At 38.0% G+C, this 17853-nt stretch carries 15 protein-coding genes and 1 tRNA gene; 3 read left to right on the top strand and 13 right to left on the bottom strand.

Going from position 1 to position 17853, the window contains the following annotated elements; all coding sequences use genetic code 11:
* Window positions 1-167 precede the first annotated feature (167 nt).
* Complete coding sequence (locus VKY50_RS02660) at window positions 168-377, top strand: DUF6341 family protein (RefSeq protein ID WP_324298572.1); 210 nt, start codon at window positions 168-170, stop codon at window positions 375-377.
* A gap of 214 nt (window positions 378-591) precedes the next feature.
* Here VKY50_RS02660 and VKY50_RS02655 read toward each other — a convergent pair whose 3' ends face one another.
* The 4 genes from VKY50_RS02655 to VKY50_RS02640 form a co-directional block, all read right to left on the bottom strand.
* A complete protein-coding gene (locus VKY50_RS02655) occupies window positions 592-1677 on the bottom strand; it encodes a hypothetical protein (protein ID WP_324298570.1) in 1086 nt (361 codons plus the stop codon).
* A 23-nt stretch (window positions 1678-1700) separates the two neighbouring features.
* Window positions 1701-3380: a DUF6909 family protein gene (locus tag VKY50_RS02650; RefSeq protein ID WP_324298568.1), complete on the bottom strand. Its 1680-nt coding sequence runs from the start codon at window positions 3378-3380 to the stop codon at window positions 1701-1703.
* A 120-nt stretch (window positions 3381-3500) separates the two neighbouring features.
* Entirely contained in the window at window positions 3501-5000 is a 1500-nt protein-coding gene (locus tag VKY50_RS02645; protein ID WP_324298566.1) for a GH3 auxin-responsive promoter family protein, read from the bottom strand.
* 3 nt (window positions 5001-5003) lie between these two features.
* A complete protein-coding gene (locus tag VKY50_RS02640; RefSeq protein WP_324298564.1) occupies window positions 5004-5873 on the bottom strand; it encodes a M23 family metallopeptidase in 870 nt (289 codons plus the stop codon).
* A 191-nt stretch (window positions 5874-6064) separates the two neighbouring features.
* On the opposite strand from VKY50_RS02640, the gene VKY50_RS02635 reads away from it, so the two are divergent.
* Window positions 6065-6265, top strand: coding sequence for a Sec-independent protein translocase subunit TatA/TatB (locus tag VKY50_RS02635; protein ID WP_324298562.1), 201 nt, complete (start codon window positions 6065-6067; stop codon window positions 6263-6265).
* A 104-nt stretch (window positions 6266-6369) separates the two neighbouring features.
* Here the strand turns inward: VKY50_RS02635 and VKY50_RS02630 are convergent, their stop codons facing one another.
* The 3 genes from VKY50_RS02630 to VKY50_RS02620 form a co-directional block, all read right to left on the bottom strand.
* Entirely contained in the window at window positions 6370-7365 is a 996-nt protein-coding gene (locus tag VKY50_RS02630; protein ID WP_324298560.1) for a DUF4837 family protein, read from the bottom strand.
* 22 nt (window positions 7366-7387) lie between these two features.
* Window positions 7388-8974, bottom strand: coding sequence for a lytic transglycosylase domain-containing protein (locus tag VKY50_RS02625; RefSeq protein WP_324298558.1), 1587 nt, complete (start codon window positions 8972-8974; stop codon window positions 7388-7390).
* 145 nt (window positions 8975-9119) lie between these two features.
* Window positions 9120-10310 (bottom strand): phosphoglycerate kinase, encoded by a 1191-nt coding sequence (locus VKY50_RS02620; RefSeq protein WP_324298556.1) that lies wholly within the window; start codon window positions 10308-10310, stop codon window positions 9120-9122.
* Between the two features lie 203 nt (window positions 10311-10513).
* Between VKY50_RS02620 and VKY50_RS02615 the strand changes: the two genes are divergently transcribed.
* Entirely contained in the window at window positions 10514-11662 is a 1149-nt protein-coding gene (locus tag VKY50_RS02615; RefSeq protein ID WP_324298554.1) for a DNA polymerase III subunit, read from the top strand.
* Window positions 11663-11698: 36 nt separating this feature from the next.
* On the opposite strand, the gene VKY50_RS02610 is transcribed toward VKY50_RS02615, so the two are convergent.
* The 6 genes from VKY50_RS02610 to VKY50_RS02585 form a co-directional block, all read right to left on the bottom strand.
* Window positions 11699-13417, bottom strand: a complete 1719-nt coding sequence (locus tag VKY50_RS02610; RefSeq protein ID WP_324298551.1) for a GMC family oxidoreductase — start codon at window positions 13415-13417, stop codon at window positions 11699-11701.
* Window positions 13410-13964 carry a gluconate 2-dehydrogenase subunit 3 family protein gene (locus VKY50_RS02605; protein ID WP_324298549.1) on the bottom strand — a complete coding sequence of 185 codons (555 nt, stop codon included), beginning with the start codon at window positions 13962-13964 and terminating at the stop codon, window positions 13410-13412. Before VKY50_RS02605 ends, VKY50_RS02610 begins: the two co-directional genes overlap by 8 nt.
* A gap of 894 nt (window positions 13965-14858) precedes the next feature.
* Window positions 14859-14929 (bottom strand) — tRNA-Cys (locus VKY50_RS02600).
* A gap of 97 nt (window positions 14930-15026) precedes the next feature.
* A complete protein-coding gene (gene folB, locus VKY50_RS02595; protein WP_324298548.1) occupies window positions 15027-15386 on the bottom strand; it encodes a dihydroneopterin aldolase in 360 nt (119 codons plus the stop codon).
* Between the two features lie 93 nt (window positions 15387-15479).
* Entirely contained in the window at window positions 15480-16445 is a 966-nt protein-coding gene (locus VKY50_RS02590) for a PorP/SprF family type IX secretion system membrane protein (RefSeq protein ID WP_324298546.1), read from the bottom strand.
* Between the two features lie 13 nt (window positions 16446-16458).
* Window positions 16459-17853: T9SS type B sorting domain-containing protein (locus VKY50_RS02585; protein ID WP_324298544.1), on the bottom strand; the 1395-nt coding region annotated here is incomplete at its 5' end.

Genomic DNA, 17853 nt, shown 5'->3' with positions numbered 1-17853 from the left:
CCGGTATATAATACGAAATCAGCAGCGAGCACTTGACGTAATACTAAGAACAAAATCAAATACAGAAACAGGATTATGAAGTTTAAAGGATTACTTCTTTCAAAAATGCTTGATATCATGATAGGTTTTTGTATTTTTGTGCTGTAAATTTAATATATCTTTTACTGATGAGAGACTTTTTCTACGGGATTCAGGATTTATTTGAGAACGTTTTATTCGTTCCTTTAGAAGCTTTACGTTTTACAAACAGCTGGTGGTTATCAAATATTATTAATGTTGTCTTTATTGCAATAGGATTTGCAGCATTCTTTTATTGGATGAAACAAATGAAAAAGTTTGATCAGGAAGAGAAAGACGATTACCAGCCTATTATCTAATACGCGGCAAAACATTTTCACATATATACTACTGAAGACCCTATAGCTCCGTTATAGGGTCTTTTAGGTTGCATCCCTTTGAAGGGCTACCTCAGGGTTAGATCCGTATTCTTTCAGTTGCCCATACCTAATAAAAAATCCTACTAAAAATATCGTTGTAAACGTATTTCTAGTAGGATCTAATATGGGGTTGTTAATCCTTTAGACTAACTAGTTATTCTTTTTCTTCCAATCGAGCGCTTGTATATTGTTTTAGGAATTTATTTAATTCTAAAATAGAAAGGGCAAAGAGCAAGAACCCAATAAGTAATAAAGGTATCACAAATTTGTATTTTGTAAATAATCCTTTCTCTTCTACACCTCTTCTAGGGAAATCTGAAATCACATTAAGGATATTGGATTTACTAGCTTCTAACTCGTTGAGTTCAACGAGTTCTGATTTAATCTCATCAATCTTAGAAATCAACTCCAATTCTCTTGACCGTTGGGCAATACCCTGATCTCCCAGACTGATACTGGTCCCTTGGAGTGGTTTATCCGCCTCTTTCATCATAACATTCTTATAGAGCAGCTGTAAGGAGTCTATCTCTGCAGTTTGTCGAGCCAATACTTCTCTTTGAAGTTCTATATTCTCGGTTTGGGTATTTTTAAGTTTTAAAAAGTACTGGTTAAAAGAAATGGATGAAATAATAGGTCCTTGCAACTTTTTAGCTACCATACTGTTAGTGGCCTTTACAATAATGTTGTGGTACTTGGCATCAAAAGAATTAAAATTCTCTAAGAACACTTCCATATCAATGGCCTTTCTAGTGGTTGTATCTAGGTTTCGAATAAACTCATCGAATAACTTCACTTTCTGATTTTCATCTGAATATGATTCTATGGCAAATTCTTTGATTGTAGCTGCCTCTGATACTTCAATTCCTAAAGATTCAGCTAAGGCTACGGAGTCCTCTGCACGAGTTAACTCATTGTAGAAATTAATGTTATTATAGAGTTGTTGGGCACTTTGAAAGTTTGGCTCAACTACCATCGTAGAAACATATATCGGCTCACTAGTCATATCAAGAGCGGTTCCAATGGCCACCCCAGCAACGCCAGCAATGATAAATTTTATAAAATGTTTTTGAATAAAAAGTAAAAATGAAATGATCGCACTGAAAATCCCATTAAAAATACTTCCGATAAAATTGAATAGCTTTCTAAAACCATCGCCAATCAATTTGAACAATTGTCCAAGATCAATTTCTTCAGAATTTGAAGTATTTGGGCGCTGATTCGATGGAACCTGATCATTCATATCAATATGTTTAATTTAGTTGATTAATTAAAGATTTGTTCTAAAATTCGTTTTGTTATTAAATAAGTTGGTTTAACACCCGTTATTCCCAATCCGCCGGAGGCCAAGGTACTTCCTGTTTCTAAAGGATTATCAGAGGCGTAGTATGCATATCGTACTTTCACATCTGTGGTAATGCTTTTACGAATCCTAGAGGCTGCTTGTATCGCTTTTTGATAATGGGCTCCCTCCATTTCCAATCCAATAACATTCCAGGTACTCTCATGGAAAAACTTCAACAAATCCTTATTCTGTAAAGATGTACCTAATACACTAATCATGGTCCCTTCAAATACCTCAAGACCTTCACCCTTAAAATCTTCAGCGCAAAGTTCATTATGGAATGGGTAATTATCCGCAGTTCCCTCGAAAATATGCGCATTTGGAATCATTAAATCCCCTTTTCCACCTTCCAAAATTCCAGCTTTTCCCATTATAGAAATCGAATCCATATTCAAGAAAATATTTTGGTCTCCCTCTTTATAAGGCTTAAGGAATTCATCTATGGTCTCATAGGCTTGTTCCCCAAAGGCGTAATCCATTACAAATAGTACAGGATACTCCTTATTTTTATTTTTGTCAAAAGTAAAATTTATTTTCTCAAAATCAATTTTTGCAGTATCAAAAATTTGAACGTCAATATTTGTACCTGAACGGTCATTAATTTCGATCATTCCATTCTTAAGTGCACAATCCTTTACCTTGCTTCTTAGATGTGTGTTTTCTGGTTGACTCAAGAGCTCATAAACTTCATAAGGATCCTTCTGATTTGCAAATTCTTTTTTCAAAACACTAGAAGCAAACAAGGTATTCATCACCGAATGCATATTGGCACTAATTAGGTGTATTGGCCGATGAATTAAATCGTTTTTGATGAGTTCTTTCTTAATAGTATTGGCCCATATCTCTCCATGAATATGATGTCCTAGACGTTCTCTTAATACAGGACTAAAGGTAATGGATCTCTTATGCCCTTCAATGAGTTCTTCCAGGGCAATCTTTCCCATCCAATATATGATTTTTAAAAATCGCTCTGGATCCTCTTTTATAGCAAACACCTTATGGGCAGCGAGGCATTCTTCAAAAGTTCGTCCGATGATACTGGCAGTATGGCTCAGAGCGACTTCACGCTCAGATTGACTGAGCTTCTTTTTTAATGCTGCTTCTTCCAGCTGTTTCCAATCGCGATTAGTAGTGCCTTTTTCTTCAATGTAAACCTTTTCCGCGATTTTTTCTGATTCTATAAAAAGGAAGGTAAGGTGGGTGAGAATGTCATAGATATCCGAGCGTCCTCTGGTGATCTCAACATTCATCTGATGCTCATCAATGCGATAACAATTCCGCCTTCTCTTCGGAGGAATGATGTTCTTAAAACTGGAATTTTTATACCCTTCTTCAGAAGTTAAGTTAATATAGGTACATTGCTCAATGCCAATAGGAAGTCTGTCTAAAATATAAACTAGCCCATTGAGCTCCGTTTTGGAATCTGCAACAGTTCCGTAGATCTCAGGACGTAGTTCCAACAAAGACTCTCTTAGGGTTTCACCAGAGACTCCCATCGGTTTGTAAAAACCTCTATTAAAAAGATGACGCATCGCGATATACATTCGTTCGATGGCCCCAGATGCTTCTTGAGCACGCGTTCTTGATTTAATTTTACTCATAAGGTGTTTTACCGTACAAAATTACAAGTTCTTTTTAAAAATAGCTATTTTTTACGGACATGGCCTACTTTTTACATCTAAACCATCTCATAAAAAAAATAAAATGTACCTCGCTAGGGTTTATGCCTCAGAAATACGAAGAAGTTCATCGGCCAATGTACGGTCATTCGATAAGCGCTGTACTTTATGCTGACCACCGAGTTTCCCTTTGGACTTCATAAAGTTTTTAAAGGTGTCTTTTGAAAGACAATGGATCTTTAAGGGCTGTAAAACTTTGCCCTGAATTAAATCATAATAATAACTGTTCTGCTGTTGAAGTGACTCATCTAAAATCGCACCAAAGGCGTTTAAATCCTCAGGCGCACGCTCAAATTCAATCAGCCATTGGTGATAGGGAAGTTCATTCTCAGGTGGGGTAATTTGCGGTGCTACGCTAAATTCATTAACAGTGGCCATACAGCTGTCAAGCGCGGTTTTCATCGCCTGCTCTACCTCTTTCGCTATCACGTGCTCTCCAAAGGCGGAGATAAAATGTTTAATTCTACCAGATACTGTTATGCGATACGGTTTTAAAGAGGTGAAAACCACCGTATCTCCTAAATTATAGCTCCATAAACCAGCATTGGTTGAAATAATCATGACATAATTTACGCCAAGCTTCACCAACGCCAATGGAATTCGAGTAGGGTTATCTTCAAAGAAGTGATCAGCTTCTATAAATTCATAGAAAATCCCTGCCTTTACAAGCAATAACATCCCAGCATGTTGTTGCATGTCTTGGTAGGCAAAAAACCCTTCACTTGCTGGAAATAGCTCAATAGAATCTACAGAACGTCCAATAAGCTGCTCAAATTTAGCACGGTATGGCTCAAAATTAACACCTCCATAGATAAAAAGGTTAAAGTTCTTAAAAACCTCCCCGACTTCTTTGGAGGTTTTTTGTTTTATACGCTCAAAATACATTTGAACCCATGATGGGATACCACTAATGACGGTCATATCTTCCTTAAGGGTCTCCTCTACAATAGCATCCACTTTGGTCTCCCAATCCTCTATACAGTTAGTCTGCCAACTAGGCATCCTATTTTTTTGTAAATACCTCGGCACATAATGTGCGACGATCCCGGAAAGACGGCCTAGTTTAATCCCATTTTTCTCCGTAAGCAATGGGCTTCCTTGAAGAAAAATCATTTTACCATCAACAAAGTCAGCCTTCCCTGTTTGGTGTATATAATTCAAAATCGCATCACGTGCGGCTTTGATATGATATGGCATAGATTCATTTGTGATAGGAATGTACTTTGCTCCAGAAGTCGTTCCAGAAGTCTTTGCAAAGTAGCGTGGCAATCCAGGCCATAACACAGACTTCTCCCCTTGTACGACCCGATCCACATAAGGTTTTAATTCCTCGTAATCTCGAATAGGAACACGTTGTTTAAAGTCCTCGTAATTTTTTATTTGATCAAATCCGTGATCTTTGCCAAAAGCTGTTTCTTTAGCCGTATTTATAAGCGACTGAAAAATAGTTTCTTGACTTTGTATAGGATCATTAATCCAAGTTTGATTCTTGTTAAAAACGGTACGTGCTAATATTTTTGCAGCAAAGGATTTTACCGACATAGGCTACTGAAAATCTATATAATTAGTGGGGTCAACTGGATAACCTTCACTCCAAAGTTCAAAATGTAAATGAGGACCTGTGGTAAGCTCCCCAGTATTACCAATAACTCCAATAACTTGGCCTGATTTTACCAAATCTCCTTGTTGAACACTGATGGAAGAATTATGCTTGTAAACCGATATTAATCCTGTGTTGTGCTCAATGATACATACATAACCAGTCTCTGTGGTCCATTCCGCAAAAATCACAATTCCATCTGCCACAGATTTAATCGGGCTATCCTCAGGAGCCAAAATATCGACCGCATAATGCTTATCTTTCGCATTGTATGTCTGTGACAACGTTCCTCGAACAGGCGGAAATAATACCATATCACTATCCGATGCTGCACCAGAAAATAAATTGTATTTATCCTCTGTGGCAACCTCCGCCCTAAGCAATGAATCTTGTACACTTGGACTTACATTGAGTTGCATGGTATCTTTGGCAAAGGATTCTAAAATAGAATCTTTGTCGATCTTCTCTGTGGTGATTTCACCTCTGAGCACTTTTTGAATATTTTGAAAATATAAGTCATTCGCTCTAAGGAAGGCCGTCAAGGAATCAACCTTATAGGTTAAATCCACCGCTTCTCTTTTGAGTTTGGTTGACGAATACCCAGGAATGTATTCCCTTAGGGGAGTAAAAGCAATTAAGAGTGTGGTAAAAGCAATGATAAAAACAGAAAACAATGTCCCTAACACAAATACATTGAGTCGGTTGAGTTTAAACGAGAGCTTTTCTTCAAAAGTATCCTCGTTTAAAATAACCAGTCGATACTTGTGAAGTAGCTTCCTTTTAATTTGTTTCCGTTTCTTAATTCTTCTCTCCATGGTGAGCAAATATAATTATTAGGGAAATAGCATGATTGGGTTTTAGGTAAATTTGTGTTTTTTTAACGCAAGGTATTTGGGAAATAACACAATTGAACATATCAAACTTATTAGAAATAGTAATAATTTAAGATAAAAGATGTTTTTATTTTTACTTTTCTTATTACCTTTGTTTTCTAAATTTATTGAAAATGATATCATTGAACGTTTTACTAGGAATTGTGGGACCATGGCAAATAGCCATTGTAGTAATTTTGGTACTATTACTCTTTGGAGGTAAAAAGATACCTGAATTAATGCGTGGTCTTGGAAGCGGTATCAAAGAATTTAAAGATGCCACTAAAGAAGAAGATGAAGCTGCAAAAGCAGAACAAACTAAAGAAAGCAACTAACCAGACACCCTTTGGGTTATGGTTGTTTTATCGATACGATAATAAAAAGCCTATTGACTTTAAACGTGAATAGGCTTTTTTTATATACCTAAAAGGTTGGAACTTTATTCTACTTGAGCAACGGGCTTCTGTTGAAATTCTAATGTTTTTAAAACGGCTTCAAGCTCAAACATATAATCTCTTTTATTGGTCGAAGGTGCAAAGGTAAATCCTTCAAGGACCAACAAGCGATCATTAGGAACATCCTCAACAATATAGTTGACAAAAGGCCCTGCCATGGTAAAGTTTTTAACCTCCCACATCCCCTTTGTTTCAATAGCGGGTCTACCAGCAACCTCAGTATCGACCACATAGGGAGCATAGGCTTTTTCGGTGATCATATACATGCCCTCTGCTCTTCCTGGTACATATTTTTCCCCTATTGAATCTCTCATTTTCACGATCGCATCAACCCGGGTAGAATCCTCTGGAATGCTACCAAGAGGCATCTCATAAACCAAGATATTCATGGTTCCCTTCGGGATCTGTCGTTCGATCCAAAAGAAATTATTTTCTTGTTTGGCTATTTTGTACACAGATGGCATCGTTAAGGATATACCGAGTTCTTCCTGTAAGTCTGTTTCTCTATTGAGCGAACGGGTGAATCGCTTTTGACTCTCTGCAATATCATTCTTTTTAAAGGCCGCAATATTCTTCTGAGCTGAACTGGCGATCTTTTCCATAATCACCTGTTCTGTTGGCCCTTGGACTATACCAACCTTCTGTGGCTTGGCGTATAGATCTGTCTTTATTCCAGCCACAACAGCAGTGTCTTTTCGTACAACTAAAATATTTCTGCTTGACCTTGTGTTTCCAGTAAAAACTTCAAACGGCATTTGGTGAATAGAAAACAAAGGTTCTACCCAAGGCAAACCAATGACCTCAGCAGCGTAATATTTTCTAATCGTATCTCCAACAGCACCTTTCCACATGTCATTATCGATAACTACAGAAAGTGTGTTTATGGCACCAACAGAGCCCGGCAAGTAATCTTTCTTCTGCTCTTCCTCACAGGAAACCATCGAAAGTAGAACCAAACAGGCAATTAAAAAATGTCTCATTATATTAGGTTTTTGCGTTTCATTAACATTTACATAACACAAGTTTTGTGCCAGGAGTTAATTTACTACCACTAATATTGTTCCATTCTTGAAGATTTTTAACTGTTATCCCAGGGAATTTATTCGAAATACTCCAAAGAGAGTCACCACTTCGAACGATATATTCCTTTGCAGTAGGAGCACTCGCCGAGTTTTTAGAAGAACTTGCTACAGGCTTTTTAGGATATATAGTAAGGCGTTGCCCAATTCTAAGATTATTGTTCCTCAACCCATTCCAACGTTTTATTTCACTAATGCGAACTCCATATTTCTCAGCAATTTTACCCAAATAATCTCCGCTTTTCACACGGTAACGAATCTGATCGCTGCTCTCCACTAATTCTGGTAATGTTTTTTCTCGTTTTTCTAACTCCTTGGCAACACGTGCATAAATAGTATCCTCATTAGCGACAAATCTTCCAATATCCGCAACTGGCAATCGTAATACATACCGCTCATCCTCCACATAAGGGATCATATCAAGCTTATAGGAAGGGTTGAAAAATTCAACCACATCGGTATCGATTTCTAGCATTTCTGAAATTTGATCAAAGCTGATGAGTTGCTTTACTTCAACGGTGTCGGTTTCAAAATAATAGCCAGCCTCCGTACTAGCAAAATCTTCAAAACCATGCTCTTTGGCGTATTCCATAATATACATGGTAGCTAGAAACGCAGGAACATACCCGGCAGTCTCTCTCGGCAGATAGGAACGGATATTCCAATAATTGGTGTATCCACCACTTCTTCGAATCGCCTTGTTTACGTTTCCAGGACCAGAATTATAAGCCGCTAATGCCAAATCCCAGTCACCAAAGATTTTATACAATCTCCCTAGGTACTTTGCTGCCGCTTCGGTAGATTTAATAGGATCACTCCGTTCGTCGACATAACTGCTTACATCTAAACCATAGGCCTTTCCAGTGGAAAACATAAATTGCCAAATACCCGTGGCGCCTACCCTTGATTTGGCTCTTGGATTAAGGGCCGATTCAATTACGGCTAGGTATTTGATTTCAAGTGGGATATCATAACGATCAAGTGTCTGTTCAAACAATGGAAAGTAAAACTTACTTCTTGCCATCACTCTAGTTAAAAACTCACGTTTATTCTTTAAAAACATTTTAATTACACTCTCCAAAGATTCGTTATATTGAATATTAAAGGGTGTCTTTTGGTCTAATATTGCCAAACGGGCTTTCAGGGTATCGGTTGGCAAGTCAATATAATCGACATAGTCATATTTTAAATTTGAAATGTCTTTATAAATGGTATCGTATAATCCTGCATGTAAAAATTCTTCCAAAAGTAATTGATCCACTTTTTTAGCCTCTGGATAATCTGCTAAAGTGTAAGGTGTAGAATCTAGACTTATCCGTTGCTGTTTTCCATCGACCATCACGGTATCCATTTTGGAGAACAATTCTTCTTGATCTGAAATCACCTTATCGGAGGCAACCAAAAGGCTGTCTTTAGTTAGATTAATTGTATTGTCAGCAGTTATCTGCTCTTGACCAAAACCAATCAGCCCGGTAAAACTGATAAGCAAGGTTGTAAAAATGTGCTTCATGAATCTTTGGAAATTTATTACATTCTCGAATGATCCGTAAAAATCGCATTTTTTTCAAAATAAGACGCTTGAAAAATGTTAAAAAACAAAAGTCTCCCGTTGAAACGAAAGACTTTTGAATACTATTTAATGAGATTAAATTTTCTTATTTCAAGATAGCCGCAATCCCAGGAAGTGTTTTACCCTCCAAACTCTCCAACATTGCCCCACCGCCAGTGGAAACATAACTCACTTTATCTTCAAACCCGAATTGTTTTACCGCAGCTACAGAATCACCTCCTCCAACTAGTGAAAAAGCACCATCTTTTGTTGCCTGGTCGATATAATTTCCAATAGCAATAGTACCGTTTGCAAAGCTAGGCATCTCAAAAACGCCTATTGGTCCATTCCAAAGAATGGTTTTTGATCCTAAAATGACTTCTTTAAAATTCTCTAGGGTTTTCGGACCTGCATCAAGTCCTTGCCATCCATCAGGAATTTCATTTACATCCACTACCTGTGTATCAGCATTGTTGTCAAAATCATTAGCCGCAAGAACATCCACTGGTAAATGAACCTTTACCCCTTTTGCCTCCGCATCCTTTAGGATACGAAGTGCCAATTCTTGTTTGTCATCTTCACAAATAGAATCCCCGATCTTTCCACCCTGGGCCCTTATAAACGTATAGGTCATTCCTCCACCGATAATAAGGTGATCCACCTTGTCCAAAATGTTTTCGATAATAGTAATTTTTGAAGAAACTTTTGAACCACCTAAGATCGCGGTAACTGGCTTTTCACCATTTTCCATAACCTTTTCGATTGCTTCAATTTCTTTGGCTAGTAAATAACCAAAACACTTATGATCTCCAAAATACTTTGCTACTATGGTCGTAGAGGCATGTGCGCGGTGTGCAGTACCAAACGCATCGTTCACATAAATATCACCTAATTTAGAAAGCGCCTCTGAGAAACTTTCATCGCCTGCTTCTTCTTCCGCGTAAAAACGTAAGTTTTCAAGAAGTAAAACTTCCCCAGATTTTAGATTTTCCACCGCTTGCTCAGCAACCTGTCCAACAGATTGATCGACAAACTTCACTTCAACTCCAATAATTTCAGAAACCTTCGCAACAATATGCTTTAAAGACAAGTCATCGCTTCTCTTTCCTTTCGGTCTTCCTAAGTGACTCATTAGAATGGCACTTCCACCTTCCTCTAATACTTTTATAATTGTCGGCTTAGCTGCTTCGATCCTGGTGGTATCGGTAACGTTAAAATCCCCATCCAAAGGCACGTTAAAATCCACACGAATTAAAGCCTTCTTATTATTGAAATTAAAATCTTCTATAGTTTTCATACATCCAAATAGTTAATTAGACGGCAAATTTAACTATTTATGCTTACCTAGGAAAACAGATCCGTTTTTTAAATCGTTAATTTACTGATCCACAAACCATCGAACTGTAAACCTTTTTTGAACTGGTTTTTTGAGTAATCATTTTAGGTTACATTTGTACAGCAAATTCAGAAACTTTACTTTTCAGTATTAAATTTTCACATATGCTTTTCAATGAAGTTTTAGGTCATTCTCATTTAAAAAAACACCTCACACAGACCGCTGATAAAGGACGAATCCCACATGCACAACTATTTGTTGGCCCAGAGGGTAGTGGTGTGTTACCACTAGCAATTGCCTATGCCCAATATGTCCTCTGTGGAAATTCATCCTCCGAGAATGAACATGGGAATGCCAGCTGCAATCTTAAATGCAACAACCTAACCCATCCTGATTTGCATTTTGTGTTTCCAGTAACCACCACGGATAAAATAAAATCCCATCCGCTTAGTAGTAATTTTCTAGAACAATGGCGAGGGTTTGTAAAACAACAGCCCTATGGAAATTTGTTCGACTGGTACAACGTATTAGAAGTGGACAACAAACAAGGGATCATCTCCGTGGATGAAGCCCAAGAAATTGTCAAAACCCTTTCCTTAAAATCGTATGAGGGTGGGTATAAGGTTATGATTATTTGGATGGCAGAGCGCATGAATATCGCCTCTTCAAACAAACTACTTAAATTAATTGAAGAACCACCAGAGAAGACCCTTTTAATCCTTATCACAGAGGATGAAACACAAATTATGCAGACCATTGTTTCTCGTTGTCAAATTTTACGATTTCCACCTTTGCCAGAGGCTGAAGTAGTACAAGGTTTAATGGCTCGCGGACTTAGCGAAAATGAGGCATTAAAAATAGCCAACAGTGCCAATGGAAATTTTAATAAGGCACTTGATTTAGCCAATAAAAATTCCGAAGATCTCGTCTTTGAAAAATGGTTTGTAAACTGGGTACGTACAGCCTTTAGGGCTAAAGGAAATAAAACGGTCATCAATGATTTGCTCTTATGGGGTGAAGAACTCTCTAAAACCGGTAGAGAAACCCAGAAGAAGTTTCTGCTCTTTTGCCTTGATGTCTTTCGACAAGCTTTGCTGATCAATTATAAAGCAGAGAAGTTGACCTATATGGAGTTCAGTGGTGAGAACTTTCAATTAGAAAAATTTGCCCCATTTGTTCATGGTGGCAATATCATTGAGATCACCAAGGAACTTGAGGAGGCGATCTATCACATTGAGCGCAATGGAAATGGCAAAATTATCTTTACCGATCTTTCCATCAAATTGACACGCTTATTACACATAAAAGAATAACCTCCTCAAATTTCAAATAAGGTTCAGATAAGCACCCTACAGATTACCTTTTTTTGATTCCTTAATGGCATGGTCACAAGCTCTGGCCGTTAATGCCATATAGGTTAGTGATGGATTTTGAGTGGCAGTCGAGGTCATACAAGCCCCATCAGTTACATAAACATTTTTACAGGCATGTAATTGATTCCATTTATTGAGTAAAGATGTTTTAGGATCGTGCCCCATTCGAACACCTCCCATTTCGTGAATATCCAACCCTGGGGCTTTATCAGGAACATCATTGACCGTTATATTTTTAAAACCAGCAGCCTCAAACATTTCGGTAAATTGTTCTATGTAGTCCTTGATCATTTTACGGTCATTGTCATCATAATCCAAATTAATTCGAAGTTGTGGAATACCGTATTGATCTGTTTTCTCTGAATCTAATGTCACGGTGCTTTCTTCCTTTGGAATGGTCTCGCCCATCATATGAGATCCTACATTCCAATTGCCATAGGTAGGCTTCATTAGATTTTCTTTTAAATCAGCTCCTAACCCTTCGGAACTTTGCTCAATCCGACGGGAAGCGCCGAATCCAGCTGCATAACCTCTTAAGAAATCCGTTTCTTGCTTGTAGAGATTTCTAAACCTTGGAATATAAGCACTTGTTGGTCTACGTCCAATGGTAGTCTCCCCAAGGTTCCCTTCATATTCGGCGTTGATACTCACACGATAGTTATGAAAGGCAACATATTTACCTAGCAATCCATTATCATTTCCTAATCCATTCGGGAAACGGTTAGATTTGGAGTTTAGTAAAATCATATTTGAGTTAAATGCGCTGGCATTTACAAAAATCACAGGTGCATAATACTCCACCGTTTCTTTGCTATGTGCATCGATTACTCGAACACCGGTAGCTTTTTCTTTAGTATCGTCATAAATTATAGAATGTACTACCGCATCATGACGCATGGTTAGGTTACCAGTTTTTTGTGCCCAAGGCAAAGTACTTGAATTACTACTGAAATACCCTCCGAACGGACAACCACGACGACACAGGTCACGCGTTTGACACATCGCCCTTCCTTGTTGAATAAAAATGTCCTTGTTTTCGGTGATGTGCGCACAACGGCCATAAACTACATGACGTTGATTGTTATATTTTTTAGCCACCACATCTCTAAAATATTTTTCGGTACCGTTGAGACCCATGGATTTTAAGAACTCTCCATCAGGTAAGATGTCTAAACCATCATATTCCCCTGAAATACCCACAAATTTTTCGACATAACTATACCATGGAGCTAAATCCTTATAACGTATTGGCCAATCTACGGCAAAGCCATCCCGAGCAGGACCTTCAAAATCCAAATCACTGATTCGTTGGGTTTGTCTAGCCCACAAAAGAGACTTCCCTCCAGTTTGGTACCCACGGATCCAATCAAATGGCTTTTCTTGTATGTATGGTTGCTCCTTATCTTTGGTGAAGAAATGCTGTGAATCTTCCATGAAATTATAGCATCTGGAAGCTATAGGATTTTCCTTTTTTAAATCATACGGAATACGATTTCCGTGTTTAAGTTCCCAAGGCATCATATTGGTGGTCGGATAATTTTCAATGTGTTTGACCTCTCTACCACGTTCTAATACCAAGGTCTTAAGGCCTTTTTCAGTAAATTCTTTAGCAGCCCATCCACCACTCATCCCTGACCCTATAACGATGGCATCATAGGTGTTTTCTTTTGTACTGTCGATATTAAAATTAGGCATTTATGTTAATTTTTTCGTTAGGATTAATGGTGATGGTTTTATATGAAAAGGCTCCTGGAACTAATTGATAAGGCATCAATTTGGTGAGGTAATACGCTGTATTTTTATATCCCCAAACACTCGTATGCTTGGTAGTATTTAAAAAATCATAAACAGACTTAGGGGTGTCATCTGCTTGTAATAGTGAAGTTAGGATTTCTAGACGCTTTTCTAAATCTAAGGAAACAAAATCATCATAGTACCGCTCTCTAACCAAAGGGTTAAAGCTTCGAAGTCCAGCGAGAAAAGTTTCTTGTTGTTTCGGGGAAGCACAATCATCGATCTGAATCCATACAAAGTTCTGTACTTTTAAAGCAACTCCTCCAGGGGTGTCCGTTTCTGGCAATATGGTATCGACAATAGATTCTAAAAGTATTTCTTCATCAGTGGAAATCTGCAGTTTATTCAAAACTATTGGTACACGGTCAGGTGAAAAATTACAAGAAGGCAAAAATAATAATCCCCCAGTGACCAATCCAATGTTCCGAATGGCGGTACGTCTTTTCATAAAATATTAGTAAAAGGTTTTAGTAAAATTCATTCTTCAAAAAAGTAAATATAAAGAAACCTAGGAAATAATTTAATCTGACACTACTTTTTAACAAATTTCCTCTAGGCGTGTTAATTATATCAAGAAGTTTGAGCCCCAAATGGCTTGTTTTCCAACTAAAATTCATATATTAAAATGTAATGCGCTCCTATAAAGTTCCTTATTAGAAAGATTAGACTAACTTTTCCTATAAAAAGCGTGAATATTTCCAGTTGATATTCAGGTAGCAGGGGGCGTCCTAATTTTATGATAATGCACCTGAGTAAGCCGTGATTTGCTCAGAATCCTTACTTGGGTTTGGCTTTGCGCCAAAACACATCTTTTTACGATTGTAAAAGTCACATTCTTTAATATACACCCTTCTAACTTTAAAGGAATTTTCACGGTAGTAAAAGAAGTTATCATTTAATTGCACAGAAGATTGACTTACACTTCTTCTGCATCCGGTTGGTAAACATGATAATCAACTACTACAATTCAGTAGGAAGATAGGTATTAATTTCTTATCTGTCCTCTGACACCACTGTGCATACCGTTGGTACAGGGCAGTTCCTTAAGTTTTAGTGCTAACCCTCCGATATAGATCTAGCAGCATTAAATATCCTACTCTTTTTAGATTTTCTCTGGTGATTATGGTCGTAAGGATAGATCTATTGGCTGTGTGCCAGCAACTTTTCCTTGTATTTGCCCACTCCCTAAGTCTGGGATATCTGAACCCCGAACTTGATAAAATTCTTTAGTTTGGTGCATACTTGTTTCCACTGCTAGGGCGTGTTCGGGACTTCTGCCCTATAGGTATCACCCATGCTAAGCGATCATAAAAAAACCATCTTAAAAAAGATGGTTTTTTAGAGGCATCGAGCGGATTCGAACCGCTGTACAAGGTTTTGCAGACCTCTGCCTAGCCACTCGGCCACAATGCCATTTATTGGATGGCAAATGTAACAAAAATATCGCTCTAAATCCAAAAGACTGTTTTAAAATTATTATAAGATTCTAAAGCAGCCTATTTTCAAGAACTTATTCCCGACCTAAGGTCATCGCTATAGTCACTTGCTCTACATTTCCGCCTATAGGAGGGTTGATTTTAGAAACTTCAACAGTAGCCTGATCTGCAATTGCTATTTCATCCAAAATTCGATCAATAATTCTTTTAGCCACATGTTCTAACAACTTAGAACGAATCGCCATTTCTTCTTTGACTATTCTGTTGATTTGAACGTAATCCACCGTATCGCTCAATTGATCACTTACCGCTGAGGGCTGAAGATTTGCCTTTACAGCAATATCCACTCTGTAGTCGCTGCCTATTTTTCCTTCTTCTACCAAACAGCCATGATAGGCATAGACTTGTATGTTGGTTAATTTTATTACTCCCACTCCTTGAATTTTAATGCAAAAATACCATTAAAAATTAATTCCCCAATCATACCAGGGAGACTGTTTCATACAGTTGTAAGGACCATTTAGCTACTAACGCATCATACAACGACAATTGCTGATTCCTTGGAATATATCCACTCCTAGGGTGATCATATGCGTTCCTGTACTATATGCTTGGATTTCATTGGTAATAAGTTGGTAGGAGTAGGCAAAATAAAAAGCGCCTTTTTTCATTCCAATCATCGGTCCGATATTCAGTGGGGTAAAAAACTGATCGTTTAAAAAACGATAACTGATCCCAGCCCAATAATAATCTTCAAAGTCCCAGAACCTCATTTTCATGTTGACATCCGTTGAAGACCGTCCATCGCTCTCAAAGAGCTGGTAAAACACACTAGGCTCCCACTCAAATCTAGAAGTGATTTTCTTCTTGTAGCGGTACCCTGTATACAGATAATAATTCCGAAGCGTATTAGGTTCATTAATTGCGAAAAGGTCTAATTGCTTGTTTAAAATATTGGAGGCATTTAAACTTGCAAAGAATCCACCGCTTCTAAAAAGTACTCCGACATCAAAATTGTGATTCGTTGTGGAACGGTTATCGGTGATCCCAGGGTCCGCTACCCCTGGAGTCCCATCTCCATCGGTATCAAAATCACCAGCTTCTAACCGAAATTGATTAATATTATAGGAAATCCCAAAAGATAAAAAACGATCGTCCTGGTTGTTTAAGGTCAAATGATGGGCAAAAGACACCCTTGCACCCATTTGTCTTGTGTTTCCGTTTTTATCGTTATAAAATAGTCCACCTACACCTGATTTTTGACCTAGTCGGACATCTCCTACTAAAGTTTGTGTATCGGGAGCATCTTTTATTCCGACCCATTGAGTAAGGGCATTTCCACGAATTTTAACGTAATCTCCGATGCCAGCATACACCGGAGATATTACGAACTCATTATCTGCTAGATACTGTGTGAATGTAGGCAGGGTCATCTCTTGTGCCTGTGTATATAACCCTGTTGTCATTAGTACGATTGCTATATATTTTTTCATGAGTTTCATTTGTTTATCTGTAGAGGGTAAAGTGACCTACAAACTCTCGATCATCTCTATCTCCATTTAATTTCATTACATACCAGTAATCACCCGTTGGAAGTTCCGTTCCATTATATCTTCCATCCCAAGTATCACCTTGGCGTAATTCTGCAACCACACGTCCGTAACGGTCGTAAATTTTAGTTATGATGTTTGGATAGTAAACACTATAATTCGATGGTGGCCAGTAATCATTATCGCCATCTCCATTCGGAGTGAACACATTGGGTATTTTAATATCTATAAACTCCATGTCGATCTGTGCGATTTGCTGACAACCATTGGCGTCGACAATCATCACTTGATACACGCCACTGACTCTAATTACATAGCTAGATTCACTTCCCTGTGAAACGCCATCAACAAAATATTCATAGGGCGCTGTTCCTCCACTAGGATACATGGTAAACTCATTGAGATTGGATTCGTTAACAGTAAGTCCTAGAGGTTGAATTGGATCAACAGTAAACGCTACCTCACGTTCACAACCATTATAAGACACCGATACCGTATGGTCTCCTGGAGCCACATTAGTGAACTTATTATCAAACTGATCAGCACCCCCATCTAGTTTATAGATAACATCTTCTAAGTTATCTTCTGCCAAAATAATCTCTACTTCATTGGCAGCCGCGTTATTTACACAAGTCACTCGTACTTGTGCCTGTGGGTTCAGATCAATTGGTTCTTTTAATGATACTTGTACATGTTGCTGACAACCATTAGCATCTCTTACAAAGATCACGTAGGTTTCTCCTCCTTTAAGACCGTCAAAGATTCTTCTATCTTGCTCAAAGGCATCATCATCTTGCGTATTTACTGCTGTTGAATACGGCGGTGTTCCTCCTTGAATAATCAATTCAAAACTTCCTGTACCATCACCTGTACAATATTCCTCATTAAGTACGTTGGCTTTGGCCTCAAGTGGTGGTGGGGCTATAATTTCTTCTTTGAATACAAAAGGATTACAACCTTTAGAATCCTGGGCAATGATGGTATAGGTTCCAGGAGCTAAATCTTCAAAGACATTTTTGCTCTGGAATTGATCAAGGTTTGGAGAAATCGCAAATTGATACTCACCAGTACCTCCAACAAGTTCTACTTCTATCCTTCCTAATTCATCCGTACATACTGGGTTGTAAATAACTGGCGTTTTTGCAGTTAGTTCTTTACCTTGTTCAATTTCTACGCGAATTTGCTCAGAGCAATCCTCGCTGTCTACCTGTACATAGTACACTCCTGAGGAAAGTCCACTGAAGGTATTGTCATCTTGTTTTTCGATCAATGTTACATTACGCAACCCATCTATTAAAGTGTACTTATAATTTCCTAGTCCTCCTTTAACATCTACTTTGATGTATCCAGT

This window comes from Galbibacter sp. (assembly GCF_035306585.1).
In the GTDB taxonomy this organism is placed as follows: Bacteria; Bacteroidota; Bacteroidia; order Flavobacteriales; family Flavobacteriaceae; genus Galbibacter.
The sequence above is the reverse complement of the archived record's forward strand: the minus strand, read 5'-3'. Positions and strand labels throughout refer to the sequence as shown.

Bases quoted from the DNA above. Each gene is read 5' to 3' on its own strand.
- VKY50_RS02635 (WP_324298562.1), top strand. From the start codon at position 6,065: ATGATATCATTGAACGTTTTACTAGGAATTGTGGGACCATGGCAAATA.
- VKY50_RS02605 (WP_324298549.1), bottom strand. From the start codon at position 13,964: ATGAAAAGACGTACCGCCATTCGGAACATTGGATTGGTCACTGGGGGA.
- VKY50_RS02660 (WP_324298572.1), top strand. From the start codon at position 168: ATGAGAGACTTTTTCTACGGGATTCAGGATTTATTTGAGAACGTTTTA.
- VKY50_RS02625 (WP_324298558.1), bottom strand. From the start codon at position 8,974: ATGAAGCACATTTTTACAACCTTGCTTATCAGTTTTACCGGGCTGATT.
- VKY50_RS02655 (WP_324298570.1), bottom strand. From the start codon at position 1,677: ATGAATGATCAGGTTCCATCGAATCAGCGCCCAAATACTTCAAATTCT.
- VKY50_RS02650 (WP_324298568.1), bottom strand. From the start codon at position 3,380: ATGAGTAAAATTAAATCAAGAACGCGTGCTCAAGAAGCATCTGGGGCC.
- VKY50_RS02590 (WP_324298546.1), bottom strand. From the start codon at position 16,445: ATGAAAAAATATATAGCAATCGTACTAATGACAACAGGGTTATATACA.
- VKY50_RS02640 (WP_324298564.1), bottom strand. From the start codon at position 5,873: ATGGAGAGAAGAATTAAGAAACGGAAACAAATTAAAAGGAAGCTACTT.
- VKY50_RS02620 (WP_324298556.1), bottom strand. From the start codon at position 10,310: ATGAAAACTATAGAAGATTTTAATTTCAATAATAAGAAGGCTTTAATT.
- VKY50_RS02610 (WP_324298551.1), bottom strand. From the start codon at position 13,417: ATGCCTAATTTTAATATCGACAGTACAAAAGAAAACACCTATGATGCC.
- VKY50_RS02645 (WP_324298566.1), bottom strand. From the start codon at position 5,000: ATGTCGGTAAAATCCTTTGCTGCAAAAATATTAGCACGTACCGTTTTT.
- VKY50_RS02615 (WP_324298554.1), top strand. From the start codon at position 10,514: ATGCTTTTCAATGAAGTTTTAGGTCATTCTCATTTAAAAAAACACCTC.
- VKY50_RS02630 (WP_324298560.1), bottom strand. From the start codon at position 7,365: ATGAGACATTTTTTAATTGCCTGTTTGGTTCTACTTTCGATGGTTTCC.